This window comes from Citrobacter sp. S-77, from assembly GCF_963864895.1.
GTDB lineage: Bacteria > Pseudomonadota > Gammaproteobacteria > Enterobacterales > Enterobacteriaceae > Citrobacter > Citrobacter murliniae.
On sequence record NZ_CAWLWU010000002.1, the window covers coordinates 1,573,664 to 1,596,644 of the forward strand.

Sequence of the window (22,981 nt, forward strand, 5' to 3'; positions counted from 1 at the left end):
TGATTACGCTTAATCAGGTTTTCAGCGACAGGAGACGCGACGAAGTGGAAAACCTCGACGAACTGAAAAGAGAAATCTTCAATTGGGCTGCTGAGCGTGGGCAGGAACATGTTGCTATTGAGATCACTCGCATGTGGTTTCGAATGGGGGGCAATACCAACTGCGTAAAACTGCACCCGATGGAGGATTCGAAAGGTAATGCTGACTGGCGGGCTATCAACAACAACCGGCAGCAGATTTTTCGCTGGCTACGTGGTGAGACGAAAGCGGCAAGAATCAAAACTAAAGCGCTGGCCATGGCGATGGAAGCTGCATTACCTGCCGAACGATATGCACAGCTGGGAATGACCACTCAGCAGTTAATTTGCATTGCGATTCGTGATTTTGCCGCAGCGATTATTGCTCTGTTGCTTGATGCAAGGGATCGACCCCAGCGGATAGCACAGGCATTACAAGCCATACAGGAAACACAGCGCCTGACCAGCGTTTAACTTGTATCGAGGAAAGACCAATATGCAGACATCAACAGACCGCATCACCTGGCGGAACGGCTGGCGTTTAAATGGCGAACCATCCTGTGCGCATGATGTACGGGGAATATTTGAAGAACGCCTGTCCGCAAAAAAATGGGAAATCTATGAGAAACGCAAAGCTGAGATGATCGAGACGTGCGTTTTCCTCACACCAAAAGAATACGAAAAAGCCTGTCGTGAATTGGCTGAGCTGCTGGGGATCTGACTATGAGTATGACCCTAATGGCCCGGGCGATGGCAATAAAAACCGGAAACCCAATCCGTAAATTGGTTCTGATTAAGCTTGCAGATAACGCCAATGATAATGGTGAATGCTGGCCATCTTATCAGCACATAGCTGATCATTGCGAATGCAGCAGGAGTGCTGTTCGTACGCACATTGACGCGCTTATTGGCATGGGTGTTTTATCAAAAGAAAACCGTATTGGTATTAACAATGGTAAGGGAAATACATCGAATGTGTATTACCTGAATCTTGATAACCCTGTGTCACCAAAAAGCACAGCCCCTGTGCCGTCAAAAATCACAGGTATGCCGTTAGAAAACACACCCCCTATGCCATGTGGTGGCACCAGAACCAGTCATTCTTTTGAACCAGTCAATGAACCTAATGATCCCCCTAACCCCCAGAAGGGGGAGGGTGACGAATGGATCCTTGCTGACGCTAAAAAAGCCCTGGAATTCTACAACGAACAAACCGGTACCCGTTGCCGTGATGTTAAGCCGTTCGTTCTCATGCTTACGCCGACACAAACGCGGGAAGCATACACACTGGCTGAGCTGCAATTAGTTATTCGTTGGGTTCTGGCGACCTGGCGCCGCCGTGGTTCTGGATTACCTAAACCAGCCAATATCTGCCGCGTAAATCGCTTTGATGGTTATCTCGCAGATGCAGAAGCATGGGCCACTACGGAGGCTGATGTTGATCCGGATGCCGTCATGAACGGCTACAACGAGATATTCGCGGACACACTGCCTGCTGCTGAACTGGATGCAGATCGCCGCCGGATGATTATTCGCCTGGCGGCCCACATGAAAAATAAAACTACGGGAGCATTCCTGGGTTACTTCGAAAAATTCCGTGCTGATGCTCCTGATTTTTATTTCGGTTCTAACGGTGGATGGCGCGCCAGCTTTGACTATTTGATGAAACCAGAAACTTTACGTAATACCCGGGAAGGTTCGCTATGACTCCGCAGGAACTGGAAGCGTGTGTGCTGGCAGGGTTGCTGAATGGCGGTGCTTCACCTGACGCATTTGACGTGATCGCATCAACGCCAGAGGAATCATTCACCATTGGTTTTTATCGCCGCGCATTCAGCGAGATAAAAAAACAGGCACTGACTAACGGCATGATCGACATGCTTTTCATCAGTGAGGCGCTGGGCGGTTCAAGCCTGGCTGATTTGTCGGAAATTTCCCGCATACCTGCAACGATTCCGAATCTCAAAGGGTATGCAGGGAAGATGGTTAAGGCATGGCGTAGCCGTGCGCTGGCGAAACTTTTGCAGGATGGCGCCGACGGCATCCGCAATGCAGCCAACCAGGAACAACGTGATCAGGTTGTGGAAAAGGCTGTGGCGCAGCTGCTGGATATGACCGCTGAAAGCGGCGACGTCCAACCGGTACACATTAACGAGCTGTTGCCTGCCTACATAGACACCGTACAGAAACGCATGGAAGGCGATGAATCCACGCGTAACCTTCTGACCGGGATTTCGGATCTCGATAACGCTACAGGAGGTATTAACCCGCAGGATCTGATTGTTGTAGCTGGTCGACCTGGCATGGGGAAAACCGAATTTGCTCTGACTGTCGTGGAAGGTGTAACGGCAAAAGGTGGCGGCGCGCTAATTTTTAGCATGGAAATGGCTGCTGCTCAGATAGTTGAACGCTCCCTGGCTGGGGCCGGAAACCTGTCTGTTTCCCGTCTGCGTAACCCTCAGGATATGTACGATGAGGACTGGGCGCGATTAACGGCTGCGATAGGTGAGCTTACGGATCGTGATATCTGGATTGTCGATGCAACCGACCTTACGGTTGAACAGATTCGCGCCATTGCCGAAACACACAAACGACGTCACCCGCATCTGGCAATGATTATGGTCGACTATCTCGGTCTGATTAAAAAGCCAAAAGCAGAGCGTAACGATCTCGCCGTAGCGCATATTTCCCGAAATCTTAAAACGATGGCTATGCGCCTGCACACGCCAACCTTCGCGCTGAGCCAGCTCTCCCGCGCCGTCGATGCGCGCCCGGCGGCACAGCGCCGCCCGGTAATGTCAGATCTGCGTGATTCAGGCTCTATTGAGCAGGATGCTGACAGCATTCTGTTTCTGTACAGAGATGAAGTTTATAACCCCGAAAGCCCGGCTGCAGGTGTAGCTGAGGTCATCCTCGGAAAATGCCGCTTTGCAGCTGCTGGGACCGTAGTTTATCAGGAGTTTAAAAACGGACATTTCCTGCCGATCGACCAGCACATTGGCAAAGAAAAAACACGAATTCAACTGGAGGCAGCAAAACCAAGAAAACCGCACCGTAAATATGCAGAGAAGTACAACACCGACGCATTTTAAAACGCCTGACCAGCGTGAAATACAATGAGGAAAGACCAATGACCGACTTAATTTATCCTAAAGTAGCGACAGTTGACGATGCCTGTGACTGGACAAATGTAATCATCTGGCGGATGAACGCAGGCGCCAGAGCTCGCAGCCGTTCGGTTTATGTACCTTGCCCGCGCCCGGTCCCTGTTCCGGGATTAACTGCTCGCGCGGCCAAAAAAACTAAAAAATCAAAACCTGCTGAAACCAACCCACGGTGTTTCAGTAAGACACATACCGGAACCGTTATTTATTCAGGTGGAGAGAAGACAGTAAAACTTCGTGAAACGGCAACTGTATGGACTTCCGGAAGCAAAGAGAATTACGACAAAAAAACGGGCTATAGGGTGGGTATTACCAGCCGCTGTCGTCTGCTGCTGGATACCATAAAACCCATTGAGAATCCCACTGAATCCCAATTACCTCAAAAATCCAGCGAACTGCCGGCGGAACATCTCGTGGAGATTATGAAGGGCAAAACCCTGTCTTATCAGGGGATCATGTCTGCGATTAAAAAATATTACCCGGACATCAAAATAAGCCTGGAGCAGCTACAGAAACGCGTCTTTGCGCTTTGCATGTCGAACTTTGTTGGCATCGAGCGGCATGACGACATGCCTGTTACACACTTCACGCTGAAAAGCGTTGATCCCCGTTTCTACGTTCACTCAGAGAAAAATATGAGGACTTAAGGCATGACCGGGCAATCGGATTACCTCCCGCCCGGTCTCCCGTTCAATCGTGCGAAATGGCCGCAAGAATACCAACTCAAGGAGCATTACGACATGCGCGCCGCCGCGCTCGTTCGTCAGCTCTATGAACGGAAAGTTACACGCCAGACGGTTATTCAGCACATTGACGCGACGCCGGAGAGTTATCGGGATTTTTTCAGAGAACGTTTGAATTACTGGCGGCAGCAGCGCGAAAGGGGAAAGAGTGAATAAAAAGTACACATTAATTTATGCGGATCCTCCCTGGGCATACAGGGACAAAGCAGCAGATGGTGACCGCGGCGCCGGGTTTAAATATCCGGTGATGAATGTTCTCGATATTTGCCGTCTTCCTGTGTGGGACCTCGCTGCTGAAAGTAGCCTGCTGGCTATGTGGTGGGTTCCGACGCAGCCGCTTGAAGCACTGAAGGTAGTCGAGGCATGGGGGTTTCGTCTGATGACAATGAAAGGCTTTACCTGGAACAAATGCGGAAGCCGTCAGACAGAAAAACTGGTGATGGGAATGGGGCATATGACCCGCGCTAATAGTGAAGATTGTCTTTTTGCAGTTAAGGGGAACCTCCCCGAACGTATTGATGCAGGGATTATCCAGTCATTTACAGCGCCTCGCCTGGCTCATTCGCAAAAACCTGACATTGTGCGTGAAAAGTTAGTTCAACTGTTGGGTGACGTCCCACGTATAGAACTATTTGCGCGCCAGTCCTCTCATGGTTTTGACGTGTGGGGAAATGAGTGTGAGTCGTCTGATGTAATGCTGCTGCCTGGAATAGCTGAATTTATCAAAGAAGAGAGAGTGTGTGTGCAGCAAAACTAATGCAGCAACAATTCTTGATATGTACTTGGAGAGAGCAGAAAGAGATGAGTTATTGTTGAGTATTTGGATTCTTATTAACATCAGTATATTATAGGGGTTAACTATTTGTTCATTAAGGAAATCATGAGATGAGTAATAATGACAAACCAATAAATAACAAACAGGATGGTGATGCTTTATTTGAAAGTGTGAACCCAAAACCGGTTTCGTTTCAAAGACCACCTCCTCCAAGAGTCCCTGCTCCAACCCAACAGACTAAGAAATAGTTTTAAGGAGCAAAGATGGAGTCTCTAAGTTCAGAATTATTTAATATTCTGAAGTTCTTACTGCCCGGGTTCTTGGCTGCTTGGATTTTTCATGCTTTTACTTCTTATCCAAAACCCTCTCAATTTGAGAGGGTGGTTCAGGCTCTTATTTTTACGATTTTTGTTCAAGCACTGACGTTCTGTCTGAAAGTCGGGTTACAACTAGCGGGTAAGCATCTTTATAGTTTTGGTCCTTGGTCAGAAACTGTAGGGCTAACGTGGTTATATATCTCAGCAGTAATCGTGGGGCTTTTATTCAGTGTTTGTGCAAATACTGATTGTTTTCATACAGTCTTACGGTGGTTAAAGTTAACGAAACAAACATCCTATCATTGTGAGTGGTTTGGTGCGTTCCATACAAGAGAAAAAAGCTGGGTTATCCTGCATCTTATTGATGACAAAAGAGTTTATGGATGGCCACATGAATGGCCATCAGATCCCACAAAAGGTCATTTTGTGTTGACCAATCCATCTTGGATTGAAAATGAGCAATACTTGGATCAGCCACAAGTTGAATGTATTTTATTTAAAGTGACTGATATTAAATGGGTGGAATTTTTACAGGACCCAACGGAGAATGAAGATGGCCAGAAAAGTACCGAACCCGACGCCCCCCAGAAATCCGCCTAATAGCCCTTCGCAGGGGGGAAGAAATCCCCCGCCAACTCAGGGAACTAGACCTCCGCCGCCGAGAGTCCCGAAGTCTAGCTGAATTGAAGAATTTCACATTAAACCGCCAAGTAAAGGCGGTTTTTCTTTATTAAACATATGATTAAAAATTAACCCTATCACCATTTTTAACGTTTTGTGCCTTTAAAAGTTTGCACTTACTGCCACTTGGGAGTATATATACTGTATGTTTATACAGTATGCTTGTGAGGGAGGGAACGTGTTCAAAAAGACGGAGGTAGGGGAACATCTCCCCGATAACGGTCGCGTTCTCATAACCTGCAAGAATGGCAAGGTGACAGCACTCAGAAAAATCTATGATGATGAGCATGTCGCATCGCTTAAGTCGTTGTTAGAGCTGGCAGAACAAGCAGGTTGTGTCGTTGTTCAAAGAGGCAAAACTAAGATATAATTACGGTACCGGACTGAACACCCGGAACCTGTATTTCTGAGCAATTGCTGCGCTAAAGGGGAAACCAATGGCGCAGTATTCATTCGTAAAATCAGCAGGCGGAGTATTAATTCCGGCGACGCCTGACGCACGGGAATTTATCGAGAAAAAATTCCGTCTTGGTGCTGTTTTATATGCAGACTTTAAACAGGCACGTAATGCGGCATTTCACCGTAAATTTTTTGCACTCCTGAATCTTGGTTTCGATTACTGGCAACCGTCGGGCGGTGCAATATCCCCAGCAGATAAAAAACTGGTTCGTGGGTATGTGCAGCTGGTGGCCCATTATGCTGGCCATGAAGAAACACTCCAGGAACTGGCCGATCAGTATCTGCGTGAAGAGGCAGAAAAACGCGCCGGTAATATCAGCGCTGTAAAATCCTTTGAAGCCTTTCGCGCCTGGGTAACTATTGAGGCGGGTTTTTATACTCAATACGAAATGCCAGACGGTACTACCCGCAACGAACCCAAATCCATATCGTTCGCCAAAATGGACGATCTTGAGTTTTCCCAACTCTATAAATCCGTACTTGATGTGCTATGGAATTATATTTTGTTCCGCACATTTCCCACCCAGCAGGCTGCAGAAAACGCCGCCTCACAATTATTCAGTTACGCCGCATGAAGAAAATCGATCTCACCAAACAGGCGCGCGGTCGCATGTGTACTGTGCGCATTCCAGGTATCTGCAATTTTGATCCAGAAACCAGCGTTCTTGCCCATTATCGCATGAGTGACACCTGCGGGATGGGAATCAAACCACATGACATGCAAGGCGCAATTGCCTGCAACTGTTGTCATGACGTAATCGATGGCCGTGTAAAAACCGATATTGAACAGGACACTCTGAGGCTATATCACGCCGAAGGTGTTTTCCGTACCCAACAAATCTGGAGAGAGGAGGCGTTTATATGATTAACCCATCAACGACAGGAAAAGGGGGGGAAATGCTGCGATTAAACACCCTCGAGTCAGTCTGGATTCAGGGTAAACTTCGTATGTGGGGGCGATGGTCATATATTGGATCCGGGTCTGGAGGACATATGTTTAATAACCTTCTCGCGTCAAAAAAAGTCAGTAAAACTGCCATTCAACAGGTATTGAAGCATCTCAAATCATCGGGACTGGATCACGGTGAACTGATGTCATATTTTCTGGACATGCTTTCCGGAAAAGAAAAAAGCAACCTGGCATTCTGTACCGATGAAGAAGGCCTGTTAATGGATGCTGTGATCGGTGAAATATTGGTTCGGACAGGTCATCAGCGTCTTTTTAAATTGGTAGTTGATCGGTACAAGAATCGTATGAGTAAGAAGGCTATGGCAAGAGAACTGAATACTCGTCACCCGGAATGGTGCCTACGTACTTGCGTAAGCCGAATTGATGTCTGGTTGCAGATGGCAGAAGCCATGCTGTACTTACCAATGTGTGATGTATTCGATAAAAAAGCTGATCGATTCCGGTTGCAAAGTTGCACGGGGATTGCTTAAATTCAGCTATGCTCGCGAAGCTACACCCGCAGCGACAAATCAAAAAGACCCGCTCACATAAGGCGGGTTTTTTATTGATTTAAACCTTCGACTCAAGTTTTGGTTATGTTATGTATTTACTTCCTTGCTTGCTTTAAATGGAGTGATGCAATGAGTAATACAGTGTGTAGTAACGAGAGTTGTAAGAAGGAGTTCATCTACTGGGAACATAGTGGAGGATTTCCCGGCGGAAAAGAGAAAGAACCTATTGTCTGTCCTTACTGTGGTCATATAAACGGTTATGAAATGACAAGTGGTTTGATTTCAAGCAAGAAACTAGAAGATCGGTAACTATCAATTATTCACATGGGCCTCGGCATACGCCGGGGCTTTTTCATTTAAGGCCGCTGACAGGTCCGTTTAGCGCAACGCCTTTCCCCGTTTCCGCTCCTAGATGTTCGGGGATTTTTTATTCCCTCAATTAGCACCCGCAATATGCGCGAGGTGAGAGATCATGAAAATGCCTAATAACCCCAATACCTGGCCGGACTGGCTGGAATTATTCCAGAGCTGGTGGCGCGGAGATACGCCGCTGGGCGCTGTTCTCATGTCGTTATTCATGGCTGGTTTACGCATCGCTTACTTTGGTGGTGGTGGCGGCTGGAAGAAAAAAACACTCGAAATTCTTCTTTGTGGTGCTCTGACTTTGACCTTCTCATCAGCGTTGGAATATTTCGGTTGGCCTAAATCTCTGTCTGTGGCCATCGGTGGCGGAGTCGGGCTGATTGGTGTTGATGCCATCCGAGGATTTGCAATGCGGTTAATTGGCAATCGACTTGGTGTCGGTAGCGACAATAACAAGGTGTGATTATGACAATTCAGACTCCGCGTGGGATCCGTAACAATAACCCCGGAAATATTCGCTGGGGTGACGATTGGAAAGGCCTGGTCCCAAAAGATCAACGAACGGACAAATCATTTTGCCAGTTCACTACTCCTGAATATGGCATCCGGGCAATGATTATCATTTTGCGTAATTATCAGCGTAAGTATGGATTGGACACGGTAAGCGGCATTATCAAACGCTGGGCACCACCGAACGAGAATAACACGCAGGCCTATATCAATAGCGTGGCTCAGGCGACGGGCTTCACTCCCGACCAGCGCATTGATACCAATGACAGTCGCTTCATGGTTAAGTTGCTACAAGCCATCATTAAGCACGAGAACGGGAACCAACCATACAGCTCTGATACATTTGATCGCGCTGTCGAACAGGCAGGTTAATTATGGTTCTCGCGCTGATACGAAAATACTGGAAGCCATTATCAGAAATACTGCTGGTGGCTTTTTTGTTATGTGCGGCAGCGTACTGGTGTTATTCACGCGGGTATCAGGAGGCGGACTCATCCTGGAAATTGCAGTGGGCGCAACGTGACCTTACTGATGCGACCATCACATTGCAGCGTGAAGTAACCGAAAGAGCAGAAGAGCAGCGCCGCCAGCGTGCCGTTAATGAGGAACGAGAGAAAGCCGATGAAGAACTGGCAAAAGTACAGGCTGATGCTGACGCTGCTAAGCGTGCTCGCGGTGGGTTGCAGCAGCAGCTCGCCGAAATACAACGGCAACTCGCAACAAGTGAAACCGGCAGAGTTTCCGCCCTTGCAGCAGCAAGCCAGGCAAAAGCCGAGGCCGGAATATTGCTCGCCCAGCTGCTTGGCGAAGCTGACGATCTGGCGGGAAAATTCGCAAAAGAGGCTGATGAGCGTTATGTCGCCGGAAGTACCTGCGAGCGCACCTACGACAAAGTAATAAGGCTCAATGATGAATAATGCCCGCATTTGCGGGCATTAACTTTTAACGATTTTCTGGATGCACTCTCGCGTTGAGTGTATCGATAAAATCCTGTTTAGTAATGCCCACATTGTGAACCCAATTCTTAGCTCTAGCAGGAAGGAAAACTTCAAGCATACGTTGGTAAATTGCAACAGAGGGCATGTGAGAGTTCCGGGTGAGATCGTCTTTGCCGCTAAACCGTCCCATTCGTTTCAATAAACTACCAATCAAAAGAAACTTTGATTCGTTGTTACCGTCAAATCCGGGGAATGTGAGTGATAATTTCTCATCGAAATTACGAATAGATTTGGCAACCTCTGCTTTGTCTTCCGCACTGAATCGTTCGTATGTGTATTGGAGAATGTCATACATATCATAGGTATCAACGAAAAGCTGGACTTCCCAGGGGGTCTCCTCTTCTTCATCTTGAAGGCTTGGGTATTCCCAGGATAAAGCCCAGTAGTTATCCGTGCTGACTGCTTCGTCAATGAGGTCAGGATCAAATGAGTTTTCAATTTCTAATGCTCGGTGAATATCACTGAGCATCATGATCTGTAGTTTTTCTTGCTGTGAGTATTTCATTCTAAATTCCTTGAATTAATAGAGCGTTGATACTGCGTTATCAAAGATACATCTGATTAAATAGTTTTCAAGAAACTGAGGGTTAAAATGGCAAAACCGGACTGGGGAGCACTGCAACACCAGTTCCTCGCCGAGCATGCTAAATCCGGTATTTCCCCCAAAGACTGGTGTGAAGCGCAGGGACTGAATTACACATCTGCCCGCCGCTACATAAAAAAACCGACTGCGCAAAATGCGCAACAATCTGCGCAGAAAAAAATGCGCACTGCGCAGGCAAGAAAAAGCGCAGAGAAACTTCTCGATAGTGAACTTACTCCCCAACAGAAACGCTTCGTTGCTGAATATCTCATAGACCAGAACGCGACAGCCGCAGCCGAGCGAGCTGGTTACAGTGACGCAAGCTATGGTAGGCAACTCCTAACATTACCTCACGTTGCGCAGGCAATTGCGCAGCAGCAAAGAGATTCACTTGTGCGCACTTTGGCGAGTGCGGATGAAGTGCTCGAAAAGATGTGGCAACTCGCCACATTCGACGCTAACGAAATCTCGCAATATCGCCGGGGATGTTGTCGTTACTGCTGGGGCTTTGGCCATCACTATCAATGGCGTGATGTTATCGAGTTCGAAGAGAGGGAAGCGGAGGCAAAAGCCAAAAAAGGGAAAGAACCGGACGATGCTGGTGGATATGGCTACAACCACAACCGCGAGCCTAATCCGGATTGCCCTCGCTGCAATGGTGATGGAGTTGGCAGGCCGTATTTTGCTGACACAACCAAACTATCCTCAATAGCCCGCCTGGCATACTCCGGTACCAAGCTTGTGAAAGGTGGGATCGAAATATCGACCATCAGCCGCGAAAAAATGTTTGAAGCGATTATGCGGCGTTTGGGGCTTACCGAATCCGAACTGGCGCAACGGCTGCTGGATCTGGAAATCCGAAAACGCACCGCCGAAGCCGAACGTCTGGAACAAGAAGTTGAGCTTAAGCGTAAAGGCAAGGGCAAAGACGACGAGCCGACAGTGGTCATTAAACTGGTGAATTCCCCTGATGGCGACTGAACATGTTATTGAGTTCCTGCCGTTCCATGCAGGGCAAAAGAAAATTTATCGTTCTCCTGCAAAACGAAAAGTTATCCGTGCCGGTCGTCGTTACGGTAAGACAACGATGCTGGAGCAGGCAGGAGGGAACTGGGCAGCGCGGCAAATGCGCGTAGGCTGGTTTGCGCCGTCTTATAAAATTCTGCTGCCGTCGTTTAAAGCTATACGCGACCTGTTAAAGCCGATCACGATTAGTTCCAGTAAGACCGATGCGATTATCGAAACCATTGGTGGGGGGCTGGTCGAGTTCTGGACGCTGGATAACCCTGATGCTGGTCGATCCCGTAAATACCACAAAGTCATTATTGATGAGGGAAGCCTCGTTAAGAAGGGCATGCGTGATATCTGGGAACAGGCAATAGAGCCAACTCTGCTCGACTTTGATGGCGATGCAGTAATGGCCGGTACGCCTAAAGGCGTTGATGACGAGAATTTTTTCTATCAGGCCTGTAACGATAAATCGATGGGCTGGGAGGAACATCACGCACCGACCGCTGCCAACCCGACTATTAATCCGGCTGCGCTGGCGCGAATTATTGATGGTCGTCCGCCGCTGGTGGTTCAGCAGGAATATAACGCCGAATTTGTGGACTGGCGTGGGCAGAACTTTTTCAAACTCGATTGGATCCTGGAGGACGGCGCTCCTGTCGACTACCCATTTTCCTGCGATACGGTTTATGGCGTCGTTGACTGTGCGCAGAAGGGGAAACTCCAGAACGATGGATCCGCATGCATCTGGTTTGCGCTGGATAACCTGCCGTCGCCACACCTCGTTATTCTGGACTGGGACATTATCCAGATTGATGGATATTTCCTGAAAGACATTGTTCCTCAGTGGGAAGGAAAGGCCAAACAGCTTAGCGAAATATGTCGCGCGCGTATGGGGACTACAGGCCTGTTTATCGAGGACAAGGCAACCGGGATCACCCTGTTACAGCAGGGGGCTAATGAGGGGTGGAACGTACACCCTATCGACAGTGATTTAACGTCACTTCCCAAAGAATCCCGCGCCATCAACATTTCTGGTTATGTGGCGTCCGGGAAAGTACGCATTTCTAAATACGCCTTTGACAAAATCGTTGAGTACAAGCAATCGAAGAAAAATCATCTTCTGACGCAGGTGCTCAAGTTCATCATCGGTGAAGAAGACCAGGACGACGATCTGTTTGACTGCTTTAACTACGGCGTCGCGCTTGGCCTTGGTAACGGAGAGGGGTTCTGATGCAGGACGACGACGATATTTGCATGGGCAGTAATGCTGGCGTCCTCAGTAAGATTCTGGAGGGCGGAAGCATTGAACCCGGCGCGCAGGCAGGGTACGAGCTCTGCAAGCTGATTTATTTGTTTCACCCGCTGGGCGGAAAGATGGTCGATCGCCCGATAAAACTGGCGATGTCAGAACCACGAACTGTACATGTTACTCGTGGACCTGAAAGGCGCCTGCGTGAAGCTTTCGAGCGCGAGTGGAAAGCGATTAAAGCCGATCGCATCATTGCTAACACTGCGCGCCAGTCCAGAATTTACGGTGTAGGCGCTGTGGTGATGCTCATTGACGGCGAGCCCACGAACGAAGCCGCTGAGTTTGACACGCTGTATAAAAAATCCATCACCTTCAACGTGCTGGATCCGATGAATACAGCTGGCTCTGTGGTACTCAATCAGGATCCTAATTCTGCTGATTTCCAGAAGGTGGGAAGTGTGACCGCCGCCGGGCAACCTTACCACCATAGCCGTTGCTGCGTGATGATGAACGAGGATCCTATTTATCTGGCTTACACGCCGTCATCCTTTGGTTTTGCCGGGCGCAGCGTTTATCAGCGTGCGCTCTATCCGCTGAAGTCATTCATTCAGTCGATGCGGGCTGATGACATGGTAACGATTAAAGCCGGGCTGCTGGTGGCGTTTATCAAGCAAGCTAGTTCTATCGTTAACAACATGATGCAGAAAATGTCCGGCATTAAGCGCTGGATGTTGAAGCGTGGAGGAAACGGAGATGTGTTACAGGTCGGTGAGAATGACAAAATTGAATCGCTCGATATGCAGAACCTAGAAAAGCCGCTGGATACTGCACGTAATCACATTCTGGCTAATATCGCTACGGCGGCAGACATGCCTGCCATTTTGCTTAACAGCGAGACATTCACACGCGGATTTGGTGAAGGTACCGAGGATGCAAAAGCGGTAGCGCAATACATCGATGACGTTCGCAAAGACCTTGAGCCGCTTTACGATTTCTTTGTGCGCATCGTGCAATACCGCGCCTGGTCCCGCGAATTTTTCGAAGCATTGAAAAACGACATGCCAGAGTACGAAAAAATCACCTGGGAGGCGGCATTCAATTCCTGGGTGAACAATTTCGACTACGTCTGGCCGTCAGCGTTGAAAGAGCCTGAAAGCGAAAAGGTCAAAGTTGATGAAACCCGCTTTAAGGCGATTACTGAGATGCTGAACGTGCTGCTGCCTCAGCTCACTAAAGACCCGCAAAACAGGGCAACGCTCATCAAATGGGGCTGTGAAAACGCCAACATGAACGAAAACCTGTTTGCTGATCGGCTTGAGCTGGATTACGAATTGCTGGAGCAATGCCCTCCGGACCCACCTCCAACAGGCAACGATAACGAGGATAACTACGATGGCCTCATTCGTGAAAGAGCTGCGTGACGCCATTAAACATTTTCTGGAATACGGTTACAGCAGCGAAGAAAGCCTGATCATGTGGACTGAGCGCCTGCGGAATGCCACAGAAAACAAAGTTGATGGAAATGACCTGTACCGATACGTCAGCCGCCGGCTAACTGCAGCTTATGATCTGGAGATCGGACGGGAAAAAGCGCTGAAACGCCATCTAGGTGTGAGTCGTTTCACGCTAAATTACCTTGAGCCGAAACTTCGTGCTGAGCTGGACCGCCGGATCATGGCATCCGCCGATCTGATAAAACTCAACCGTACGCAGGCCATTGATAAGACAATTCAGCGCTTCAGCGGGTGGGCAACCAGTATCCCGCCGATAAGCGAAATGAGCGTTGGTCTGTCGGCTTCTTCCCGGTCTGGTGTAATTGCTACTAGTCAGCACATCGCAAAATCAGCCCGCCAGATTGATTTCGAGCAGCGTCGGGTGATGGTCGATCAGACGCATAAGCTTATCGCCAACATTGATAACATCATTGCCACTGAGGGTGGGGCAATTGCTGCTGTCTGGCATAGCCACTGGCGACAGCCAAATTATGATTTCCGTGAACCTCATAAGGAGCGTGATTTGCTGGTGTATGCCATTCGTGGCAACTGGGCGATAAAAAAAGGATTCATGAAGGCTGGTCCGGCTGGCTATCTCGATGAAATCACTCAACCGGGCGAAGAAGTCTTTTGTCGTTGCTACCTGACGTTCATCTATAACGTCCGAAGCCTGCCTGATGAAATGAAAACCGAAAAATGGCGGAAATTCATTGAAGGCAACAAATCAGTCGGTCGTCGTTCTGCAAACTTCGAGACCATAAAAAACGGAGGATAAGTGAAAACCTACGCTGCCGGGATCCTGTTTAAGTCTGGCGGGAAAATATTTCTGGTTAAGCGTGGGGATGATGGTTCGTGGGCGGTACCGGGCGGAAAACTCGAAGAGGGGGAAACGCCGGAATCCGCGGCAAGGCGTGAAGTTCTGGAAGAGTGCGGGTTTGATTATTCCGCACCGCTGACGCCTCATACCCTGATTGATGGCTATGTTACCTACCTTGCTGATGATGCTGAGCAATTCGACGCGGTTTTGAACGATGAAAATCAAGCATGTGGCTGGTTTTCGCCAAATGAACTGCCCGATCCGCTACACCCTGGTATGGTGGCGATGCTTGATGCCGAACCACTCAATGAAATGGATGTTGCCGGGCTTATTGCCGACGGGCAACTCACATCCCCGCAATTTTTCAGAAATATGTACCTGTGGGCGCTGCGTATCACCGGAACGGGTGTTACATGGCGATCCAAATTCAGGCAATACGCCTACCGCTCCCCTGAAAATTACCTGACGGATGAATTTCTCGCCCGGTGTTCTGGCCTGCCGGTTATCTGGTGGCATCCAGAAAAAAACACACTCAATAGCGAAGAATTCGCCTCAAGGACGATTGGGGCGATTACGTTTGCCTGGATTAAAGGTGATGAGGTGTGGGGAATGGCCCGCATTTACGACACCGACGCCGCCGCGAATCTTTCAACGCGGCAACTCAGTACATCCCCCACGGTGACGGGCGGCGATGACGTTCTGATCGACGTCGATGGCGAACCGCTACTGCTGGAAGGAACTCCTGTTTTACTAGATCACCTAGCTATTTGTGAGCAGGGCGTCTGGGACAAGCTGGGGGAACCGACGGGAGTTAAATCCGACACACTTTTGAACGAGGTCCAGAAAATGGATGAAGAAAAAGTATTAGCACTCATTAACCAGGCGCTGGACGCTCGCGAAGCCCGCGCAAAGGCCGATGCTGAGGAAAAAGCGAAAGCAGATGCCGAAGCAGCAGAAAAGACGAAAGCTGATGAAGATGCTGCCCGTCTCAAGGAAGAGGAAGAAAAAGCGAAAGCTGACGCTGATGCGAAAGCCAAGGCAGATGCAGAAGCCGAAGAAAAGGCAAAAGCTGATGCTGAACTGGAAAAAATCCGTGCGGACATGGAAGAAATGAAAAGCCGTGTACCTCAGGAACTCAGCGACGAAGAACGTAACGAAATCGCTGATACCCAGTGCAAAGCTGACAGTGTATTCGCTTCTTTCGGGGAGCGTGCGCCGCAACCAATGGCGGGTGAACGTGCGATGCCATATCGCCGCCGCATCATGACACGTCTGCAAAAATATTCTCCTGATTATAAAGAAGTGGATCTGCATGCCATTGCAGACAGTCAACTCCTGAGCATCGCGGAGAAAAAAATCTATGCCGATGCGCAGGCATCAGCGGCATCCAGTCTGGAACCAGGTGCAGGGTTGCGTGAAGTCATTCGCACCGACGCCACCGGACGCCGTATCAGCACCTTTATCGGTGACCCGTCCGCAACGTGGGCTCCGTTCCAGGCAGTCAGCCGTAAGCTCGCTGGCATTAACCAGTAATCAACCGGAGAACAATTAACATGTCGAGCGTTCTGTCAGTAAACCCAATGCAGACCACAAATGCGCGCGGTACTTTCTACACGAAATCCGATGGTCTCATTCAGGGGGTTGCGCTGGATGATCCAGCTGCGCGCTATGCATTGGCGTCCGGTACCCTCTCCAACGATGAAGTAAAACCTCTCTGGGGCGGTCTGGCTGTCAATGAACTGGTGCCGGGAGCATCCTCAGCACCACGAGGCAGCGTTATCAAACGAGCTACCACTCTTTCACAACTGGTGGGGTTCTCTGTATTCAACCAGGCACACAATGGCCTGACTACTCCGCAATCGCCAGTACCTCTTTTTCTTAGCAACATGAGCGTGTCTTTCTATCGTCTTGGTTCCGGGATGCGTGTTCCGGTCAAAGCCTCTGATGCAGTGATCTCTCTGGCCAGCGCGGGGATTTCCGTTAACCAGCCGTTGGTCTGGAACTTTGCTGAGGATTGCCTCGATGTATTCAGCACAGTAGCGGCAGATGTGGCGACTACGGAAATCACATGGACTGCACCCACTGCCAATGCGGCAGGGTTCGCTACCGCGACGACAGCCAGTGCTCATGGACTGAAAGTGGGCGGTTATGCGGATATTACGGGCGCGGCTCCTGCTGCATATAACGGCATCGTTCAGGTGCTCAGTGTTCCTACGGCAACCACATTCACCTTTACCCCGGTTTCAGTACCTGCGGGCAATGCAACCACTCAGGGAACGGTAGGCGCGGCAAAAGTGCAGGACGTTGCCCTTCCGGTAAAAATCATCGAAATGCAGATGGGTAACAGCAAAACCGTTTCTTACGATTCGGCAACGGGTTTTGCTACCTGGAACGACAGCGGAAACGCTGCGGTAATTCTGCTGTAATCAGGAGAGGCTAAGAGATGCCAGCTATTACACCCGCTTATCAAATTGTAAATCCGTCGTACATCATGCCGGAAATGATCCTGTCCTATCAGCAGGCATCCGGCGCGTTTTCCGTTATGGCCAGCGGTAACCCGCTGGTTCGTCTGTCTGACGGTGACCAGTACGTTTACATGAAACGCCTGGATATTCGTACTCAGGTTACCTCCAGCCAGTCAGGGAATGCCAACCAGTTACCCTCCGTTGCATTGGATGCACGAATGGTTAGTACGCCAACGTATATGTTCCGCGCCCGAGCCATTTACGATCATCATGATATGGCCGCTGCGGGGAACTGGGGGATTGCATTGCCGGAAGCTCAGCGTCTTGGTACCCGGCAGGCAATTTTCCAGCAACTGCGAAATGCGCTGCTGTACGGCATGAATCCAGCTGGCGGTGAAGGTGTTCTGAATACCAACGGTGCGACCACTATCAGTCTTCCGGCAGACAGTGGCGGAAATACTACCGTCCTGACTTACGATCATGGCGAAATGGCTGTATTCCTGCTGGCACAGATTCAGGCAATCCGCACCCGCACTATGCAAATGGGCCGTCCGTCACGAATGGTTATTCTTGGCCCTCAGCGTACGCTGGGTACGATGGAGATGCAGCAGATTGTTCAGTTGACCAGTTACCAGCGTCCTGGCGGCGGTACTGCGACAGTTAAAGGGACCGTTGCTGGTGTTGCAGACGATGCAGACTGCGGCATTGACTGGGTTTATGACGATACACTAATCGGTGCTGGGGCAAATGGTACTGATGCAGTCATTATCGCCATGCCAGAAGTTGAACGGCCGGAGGTGAACGCGAAAATCAACACTAACGAATTCGCGAAACTTAGCCCGTCGTTGGAAGCGACATCACTGATGCTGTGTGACATGGCCGCACCGCGAGAAATCCCAACTCCGATTGCTGGCGGGGCGATCGACGTACTTTCCGAACTGCGCTCCACTTCCGGCTGGGTGCTTCGTCCTGAGGCGCTGACCATCATTTCGATGAAATACAGCAATTAATTTCCCCTCGCAGATTTCCCTGTGTACCTGGTGGTACGCGGGGATTTTTTTAACCAGGAGTACACATGAAACTGTATATCGCCAATACCACCAAGCAGCGTCACGATTTCGCCTATCGCAAACCTGAAACAGGTCGCCTCGTGTATCACCCGATTAATGCTGGTTCACAGGCTGTCGTTATTGACGGAACACGCGCAGAGATCGACCTCATTATTCAGCAGCACGCTGAGTACGGCCTGATTGACGCAACAAAAATTGACCAGAACCGTATTTATATCGGGCTGTGTTACAGCATTGATAAACCCGTGGCGTCAAAAGTGATCGAAAAAGCCATGCGGGATAACGATGGTCACCTGAATCGTGCTGCTCATGACCGCCGGCAAGCGTCAGTACTGGCAACAGACAGCGCGCTCAGTGAACAAGACAACGGCTATCGGGGAGAGTTGGAGGTGAGCGCAGAGCAACGCCTGAACGCTACGGATGATAAAGATGAAACCGAATTCGTTGACGAAACACTGGCGGTGAATGCGGGATCCAAAAAGAAAAATAAGTGAGGAACGCCATGCCTGATCTGGCCGGATTTATCCTGTTTATTCGCAATACGATGGGCGTAAATGTCGATGATTTACCCGATGATGCGCCCTCTATTTACCTTACCTGGTCAATGTCGCTGGACTGGGTGAACCGCCAGATTGCGTGTATCAGCCCAGTTCTTTATTCGCAGGCGGTTTATAACCTCGCGGCTTCCTTCCTGATTAACTTCGGACCCGAGGATGTTTTCGGCCCTGTACGTGAAAAACTGGGTATTAATAATTTCACTGCCGGTGTTATCAGTGCTTCCGCAGATGAGTCAACCAGCCAGACCCGGGAAGTCAGCGACGCGCTAAAAAATCTTTCTCTTGCTGACCTCCAACAACTCAAAGATCCCTACGGTCGCTGGTACCTGGCAATCGCTCAGCAATATGGTGATTTGTGGGGGCTTACATGAAACTTCACCTGGGCGTGATGGATATACCCTACGAAAACGAGAATACGACCACCGGAGATGTGGCCGAAATTCTTGAGGGAAAATATCACATCATGCAGACGTTCTTTGATCGGCATGGTGAGGAGATTGCTCAACTGATGAGTAATGACCTTGCTGCAGGTCTTGAGAACTTGCTGGCAGGTGCGCCGCCTCCCTCCGATCCTTTTGCGGAATCAATGTCGCAGGTTCATCACCTTTTTGTCGCTTTTCTCGATAACGCCGAAATGAACGGTACCGAAGGTGTCCCAACAGCCCGGGCGCTAGAAGGAATCAGCAAACGTTTCAAAAACAAGAAAGGGGAGCCGCGCCCCTCTTTCATCGATACGGGAATGTTTCAGGCCTCTATGCGGGCCTGGGTAAGCGGGGTGTTGAATGCCTTCCCTCAGTGAGCTATCTCAGGCAAAAACGGAGCTTAATGCTTCGCTGGTTCAGGGGTTGGACGATTTAAGCCGTTCGGCCTCAGTGACCTTCACAAAATATGTTCGCAAGGTGCTGCCGTTAGATGGGTTCGTTTTCTGGGTTAAGGCTTCGATTCTTGCAGATGATCCAGATAGCGAACCCGACTATAAAGACGTCAAAGGTTACCTGCATTTAACGACGGAAAGTATCCAGGATGAGGAGCAGCTCTACGATAAAAATGTGGTCACGTTCACTGCTCAGTCTGACATTGACCCGTTCAACGATATCGGTTCTGAGGTACTGTACATAGGTGAGTTTTACGGCATTAAGTTTGCGTTTTCCCGGCGCTCTGGGCTGAACGAACCTGCCAATATTTACCATTACACCGGGAATGCGATTTATCCACACATGCTGTCACAGATAGTTGACTCGCCTGACGATATTGATCTTGCAGATGTGGTGGTTTCTAACTCGCTACCGATCTGGCTCTCCCTGAGCCAATTCATGCCGATGTATCCGGCAAAACTTTCTTTGCAGAACCTTTCCCCACCTTATGCCACCGTGAAATGTGGGGATCCTGAGCCTGTAGCCGGTGCGTTTTACCTTGACGAAAATCAGAACCAGTATCAGCTGGTGACGGAGGATGTGACGGTATACGTCACCGGGCTACGGAATGCCGCAGCTGAGGATTTTCTTCGCTATGTGCAGGACTACACGCTGAATGATACGGCTGAAATGGGGGTGATGAATATCCCCGTTATTAAAGATGACCGCGTGACGCAGAACGAGCTCAACGTTATGGCGATGCGAAAAATCATCAAACTCAAAGTTAATTATTATCAGCAGCGGATGAGGAATGTCGCCCGTCAGCTGATCACGTCTGCAATTCCGTCCATTTACGTGGAGAAATAATGTAATGGCAATTGTTAATATTAATGTGTCGGTGACGAATCCGCCAAAGCCGTCGAACCTGTTAAAATCCGGCGCCCTAGTCTCTACCGGTGGCACGACGTTAACACCCGGTAGTTTTCAACTGCTGACTTCAAAAGACGATCTGAAATCGCTTGTCTCTCCGGCTAAAGCAATTTCAGCCATTGCATGGGCAACCAATACCGTCACCGTCACGCTGGTTGAGTCGCTCGGCTGGAGCGACGGCGATAAAGTTCCCGTTTTTATCGACGGCGTTGCACCGAAAGGCTACAACGGAGCATATACAGCTACGGTGACCGGCGATAAAACCCTGACCTACACGCTGAACACCGATCCGGGCTCTGCTACCACGATGGGGACCGTCACCGCCGTTGCAGCGGGTGAAATCCAGCAGATGAATACCACGTACTGGGCGCAGGGCACCAGCCGAGCGGTATATGTTCTGGAGCTGGGGGAATTGAGTGTTCCTGCTGCGGTTGCGGCGCTGGGAAACTTCATTGATGAAGATATTTCCCTGGGCAACACCTACCAGAAGTTTTTCTCTTATCTGGTGCCGCGGGAGTGGGATACAGAAACCACGTTTAAGACGCTGGCGAACAATTACACGTCGCCGGGCTCGCTGGTGAAATTTTTCGTTACTACCACGATCGCAACCTACGAAGCATGGGTATCGGGAAAATATCCGAACGTGTTCGCAGGGGTTGAGGCTCCGGCGATTGGCGCAACAGAGTTTTCGATGGCTGCTCCGTTTCAGTCGTCCCTGGCTAACGATCCGGGTTCGTCCAACATGGTGCCGCCGATGGCGTACCGGTTCATGTACGGCGTGACCGAGTACCCGCCAGCGGGCAACGGTACTTTGCTGAAAACGCTGCAGGACAACAACATCAACTATATCGGCACGGCTGCTGAAGGCGGCCTGAGCAATAAAATGCTGGTGGCGGGCCACATGCTCGATGGTATGCCGTTCAACTACTGGTACTCCGTCGCCTGGTGTGCCATTAACCTCGAGCTGGATCTGGCGAACGAGGTGATCAACGGCTCGAACACGACGACAAACCCGCTCTACTACGAGCAGCGAGGTATCGACCGCCTGCAGAACCGTGCGCTGAAAACGTTACGTTCTGGCATCAGCTATGGGCTGATCCTCGGGCAGGTTATCGACACCCGCCTGACTCAGGACGCTTTCAATGAAGCGTATGAGAAGGGCACCTATGCGGGCAGCGCCGTCATTAACGCGGTGCCATTCGCCAGCTACACCAGCCTAAACCAGTCCGATTACGCCGATGGTAAATATAACGGCCTGAGCGCCGTCATTACGCCGAAACGCGGCTTTGAGTCCATCACGTTTAATCTCAACGTAACCAATTTTGTGGGGGCGTAATAAATGCCAAATCCATTAGTACCACAGGGATTTCTTAACCGGGTTCGTGGGGCGGTGACCGTCACCGATAACCCGGCACTGAATGTCAGCGCGTCCTATCTCGGAAAAGAGGGGATTAGCATGCGGCCAGACACGGCCGCAACGGATATTTTACCCACGCTCACCGGGACCGTTGGCAGCCAGGCTCCGTATCAGCAGGTCACGCTGACGATTCATCTGCTGAAAACACAGGGGCTGGGAGCCAGCTATCAAAAGCAGTTTGCTACCGATACCGCGCTGGGCGAAGTAGTGGTGACGCCGGACGCGACCACGTTCGGCAACTACACCGTGCTGAACTGCTATCTGGTCAATTTTAACGAGCTACAGCTCAACGGTATGGATGCGGGTTACGTAGTTACGCTGTCCGGGTACCTGATCACCAACGATAAAATGTGGGATTAATTACCGTGAAAATTGATAAAAAACTTAACTTCGTCAGCACGATCACTCGCGATGATGGCTCAATGGTTTACCTGCACGTAGTGCCATTTCCTTATGAAGTGGTTGAGCAAAACTGCGTGTTGTTGGGCAATCTGTTCAATAACTTTTTTACCCTTGTTGGTACCGTTGGCGCGCCGCGTGTGGCTGCAATGATGCTACGAAATATCATCAAGTCGCGACAGGAGAATGGGGACATTGCTCCGGGTGCGCCGACGATCATTGATGATATTCAGCGCCTGACTACGGTTATCTGGAATGATAACGGGGTGTGGAAAACTTCCCCGCTGGACGCTGCATTTAAAAACGACCTCATTACTCCGGATGAATATCGGGAGATCGAGGGTGAAATCGTTTTTTTTATGGTGAGCTCTGCTATTCAGAAAGCGAACCTTGTGGCGGGCACGATGGGGCACGCGCTCGAAATGTACAGTGGGCAACTCGTCTCATTGAGCATTACGGAGTATCGCGATTCTTTGCCGAAGTCGAAAACGGCTACTGCTATCCCGACCCTGACAGCCCCGCAGGAACAATCACACATTCCCTCCTGACCTGGGCGTCCTGTGAAGGGTTCGCCGAACTATGCCGGGAACTGGACTGTGGTGACTACAAAAGCCCGCTCCACTTCCGGCAGCGGTTCATTCTCGAAGA

General features: G+C 49.9%; 29 protein-coding genes. 28 read left to right on the forward strand and 1 reads right to left on the reverse strand.

Annotation, left to right across the window (positions count from 1 at the left end):
- Positions 1-44 precede the first annotated feature (44 nt).
- The 14 genes from AACS05_RS08100 (at position 45) to AACS05_RS08165 (ending at position 9,407) form a co-directional block, all read left to right on the forward strand.
- Positions 45-491, forward strand: coding sequence for a toxin YdaT family protein (locus AACS05_RS08100; protein ID WP_000429172.1), 447 nt, complete (start codon positions 45-47; stop codon positions 489-491).
- 22 nt (positions 492-513) lie between these two features.
- Positions 514-738, forward strand: a complete 225-nt coding sequence (locus tag AACS05_RS08105) for a hypothetical protein (protein WP_045441372.1) — start codon at positions 514-516, stop codon at positions 736-738.
- 2 nt (positions 739-740) lie between these two features.
- Positions 741-1,724: a helix-turn-helix domain-containing protein gene (locus tag AACS05_RS08110; RefSeq protein ID WP_045441373.1), complete on the forward strand. Its 984-nt coding sequence runs from the start codon at positions 741-743 to the stop codon at positions 1,722-1,724.
- A complete protein-coding gene (locus tag AACS05_RS08115) occupies positions 1,721-3,109 on the forward strand; it encodes a replicative DNA helicase (protein WP_045441375.1) in 1,389 nt (462 codons plus the stop codon). Before AACS05_RS08110 ends, AACS05_RS08115 begins: the two co-directional genes overlap by 4 nt.
- A gap of 38 nt (positions 3,110-3,147) precedes the next feature.
- The gene (locus AACS05_RS08120) at positions 3,148-3,828 is read left to right on the forward strand and encodes a hypothetical protein (RefSeq protein WP_045441376.1); all 681 of its coding nucleotides are present in this window, start codon (positions 3,148-3,150) and stop codon (positions 3,826-3,828) included.
- Positions 3,829-3,831: 3 nt separating this feature from the next.
- Positions 3,832-4,080: a hypothetical protein gene (locus tag AACS05_RS08125; RefSeq protein ID WP_045441378.1), complete on the forward strand. Its 249-nt coding sequence runs from the start codon at positions 3,832-3,834 to the stop codon at positions 4,078-4,080.
- Positions 4,073-4,681 (forward strand): MT-A70 family methyltransferase, encoded by a 609-nt coding sequence (locus AACS05_RS08130; protein WP_045441379.1) that lies wholly within the window; start codon positions 4,073-4,075, stop codon positions 4,679-4,681. The genes AACS05_RS08125 and AACS05_RS08130 overlap by 8 nt, the downstream gene beginning before the upstream one ends.
- Positions 4,682-4,962: 281 nt before the next feature.
- The gene (locus AACS05_RS08135; protein WP_052369276.1) at positions 4,963-5,616 is read left to right on the forward strand and encodes a DUF6338 family protein; all 654 of its coding nucleotides are present in this window, start codon (positions 4,963-4,965) and stop codon (positions 5,614-5,616) included.
- A gap of 518 nt (positions 5,617-6,134) precedes the next feature.
- Positions 6,135-6,731 carry a DUF1367 family protein gene (locus AACS05_RS08140; protein WP_045441382.1) on the forward strand — a complete coding sequence of 199 codons (597 nt, stop codon included), beginning with the start codon at positions 6,135-6,137 and terminating at the stop codon, positions 6,729-6,731.
- Positions 6,728-7,021 (forward strand): DUF1364 domain-containing protein, encoded by a 294-nt coding sequence (locus AACS05_RS08145; RefSeq protein ID WP_045441384.1) that lies wholly within the window; start codon positions 6,728-6,730, stop codon positions 7,019-7,021. The genes AACS05_RS08140 and AACS05_RS08145 overlap by 4 nt, the downstream gene beginning before the upstream one ends.
- Positions 7,018-7,596 (forward strand): DUF1133 family protein, encoded by a 579-nt coding sequence (locus AACS05_RS08150; RefSeq protein WP_045441385.1) that lies wholly within the window; start codon positions 7,018-7,020, stop codon positions 7,594-7,596. Before AACS05_RS08145 ends, AACS05_RS08150 begins: the two co-directional genes overlap by 4 nt.
- A 493-nt stretch (positions 7,597-8,089) precedes the next feature.
- A complete protein-coding gene (locus tag AACS05_RS08155) occupies positions 8,090-8,443 on the forward strand; it encodes a phage holin, lambda family (RefSeq protein ID WP_144243060.1) in 354 nt (117 codons plus the stop codon).
- A 2-nt stretch (positions 8,444-8,445) separates the two neighbouring features.
- Positions 8,446-8,862 (forward strand): structural protein, encoded by a 417-nt coding sequence (locus tag AACS05_RS08160; RefSeq protein ID WP_045441387.1) that lies wholly within the window; start codon positions 8,446-8,448, stop codon positions 8,860-8,862.
- Positions 8,863-8,864: 2 nt separating this feature from the next.
- Positions 8,865-9,407, forward strand: a complete 543-nt coding sequence (locus tag AACS05_RS08165) for a DUF2514 family protein (RefSeq protein ID WP_045441388.1) — start codon at positions 8,865-8,867, stop codon at positions 9,405-9,407.
- Between the two features lie 25 nt (positions 9,408-9,432).
- On the opposite strand, the gene AACS05_RS08170 is transcribed toward AACS05_RS08165, so the two are convergent.
- Positions 9,433-9,993: a YfbU family protein gene (locus AACS05_RS08170; protein ID WP_045441390.1), complete on the reverse strand. Its 561-nt coding sequence runs from the start codon at positions 9,991-9,993 to the stop codon at positions 9,433-9,435.
- A gap of 87 nt (positions 9,994-10,080) precedes the next feature.
- On the opposite strand from AACS05_RS08170, the gene AACS05_RS08175 reads away from it, so the two are divergent.
- The 14 genes from AACS05_RS08175 to AACS05_RS08240 all read left to right on the forward strand — a co-directional run bounded on the left by AACS05_RS08175 (position 10,081) and on the right by AACS05_RS08240 (position 22,881).
- Entirely contained in the window at positions 10,081-11,052 is a 972-nt protein-coding gene (locus AACS05_RS08175) for a terminase small subunit (RefSeq protein WP_045441391.1), read from the forward strand.
- Positions 11,042-12,313 (forward strand): hypothetical protein, encoded by a 1,272-nt coding sequence (locus AACS05_RS08180; protein ID WP_045441393.1) that lies wholly within the window; start codon positions 11,042-11,044, stop codon positions 12,311-12,313. Before AACS05_RS08175 ends, AACS05_RS08180 begins: the two co-directional genes overlap by 11 nt.
- Positions 12,313-13,752: an anti-CBASS protein Acb1 family protein gene (locus AACS05_RS08185; protein WP_045441394.1), complete on the forward strand. Its 1,440-nt coding sequence runs from the start codon at positions 12,313-12,315 to the stop codon at positions 13,750-13,752. Before AACS05_RS08180 ends, AACS05_RS08185 begins: the two co-directional genes overlap by 1 nt.
- The gene (locus AACS05_RS08190) at positions 13,724-14,599 is read left to right on the forward strand and encodes a hypothetical protein (RefSeq protein WP_001648832.1); all 876 of its coding nucleotides are present in this window, start codon (positions 13,724-13,726) and stop codon (positions 14,597-14,599) included. Before AACS05_RS08185 ends, AACS05_RS08190 begins: the two co-directional genes overlap by 29 nt.
- Positions 14,600-16,174, forward strand: a complete 1,575-nt coding sequence (locus AACS05_RS08195; protein ID WP_045441396.1) for an NUDIX domain-containing protein — start codon at positions 14,600-14,602, stop codon at positions 16,172-16,174. It begins immediately after the preceding gene.
- Between the two features lie 20 nt (positions 16,175-16,194).
- A complete protein-coding gene (locus tag AACS05_RS08200; protein ID WP_045441399.1) occupies positions 16,195-17,067 on the forward strand; it encodes a hypothetical protein in 873 nt (290 codons plus the stop codon).
- Between the two features lie 17 nt (positions 17,068-17,084).
- Positions 17,085-18,116, forward strand: coding sequence for a major capsid family protein (locus tag AACS05_RS08205; RefSeq protein ID WP_045441401.1), 1,032 nt, complete (start codon positions 17,085-17,087; stop codon positions 18,114-18,116).
- Between the two features lie 65 nt (positions 18,117-18,181).
- Positions 18,182-18,670: a hypothetical protein gene (locus AACS05_RS08210; RefSeq protein ID WP_001650752.1), complete on the forward strand. Its 489-nt coding sequence runs from the start codon at positions 18,182-18,184 to the stop codon at positions 18,668-18,670.
- 8 nt (positions 18,671-18,678) lie between these two features.
- Positions 18,679-19,104 carry a hypothetical protein gene (locus tag AACS05_RS08215; protein WP_001650751.1) on the forward strand — a complete coding sequence of 142 codons (426 nt, stop codon included), beginning with the start codon at positions 18,679-18,681 and terminating at the stop codon, positions 19,102-19,104.
- On the forward strand, positions 19,101-19,532 hold the full coding sequence (locus AACS05_RS08220; protein ID WP_001650750.1) for a hypothetical protein: 432 nt from the start codon (positions 19,101-19,103) through the stop codon (positions 19,530-19,532). Before AACS05_RS08215 ends, AACS05_RS08220 begins: the two co-directional genes overlap by 4 nt.
- The gene (locus tag AACS05_RS08225; RefSeq protein ID WP_045441403.1) at positions 19,516-20,454 is read left to right on the forward strand and encodes a hypothetical protein; all 939 of its coding nucleotides are present in this window, start codon (positions 19,516-19,518) and stop codon (positions 20,452-20,454) included. Before AACS05_RS08220 ends, AACS05_RS08225 begins: the two co-directional genes overlap by 17 nt.
- A gap of 4 nt (positions 20,455-20,458) precedes the next feature.
- Complete coding sequence (locus AACS05_RS08230) at positions 20,459-21,853, forward strand: hypothetical protein (RefSeq protein WP_045441405.1); 1,395 nt, start codon at positions 20,459-20,461, stop codon at positions 21,851-21,853.
- A gap of 3 nt (positions 21,854-21,856) precedes the next feature.
- Entirely contained in the window at positions 21,857-22,294 is a 438-nt protein-coding gene (locus tag AACS05_RS08235) for a hypothetical protein (RefSeq protein WP_001650747.1), read from the forward strand.
- Positions 22,294-22,881, forward strand: coding sequence for a hypothetical protein (locus tag AACS05_RS08240; RefSeq protein WP_077942018.1), 588 nt, complete (start codon positions 22,294-22,296; stop codon positions 22,879-22,881). Before AACS05_RS08235 ends, AACS05_RS08240 begins: the two co-directional genes overlap by 1 nt.
- The last annotated feature ends 100 nt before the right edge of the window (positions 22,882-22,981 follow it).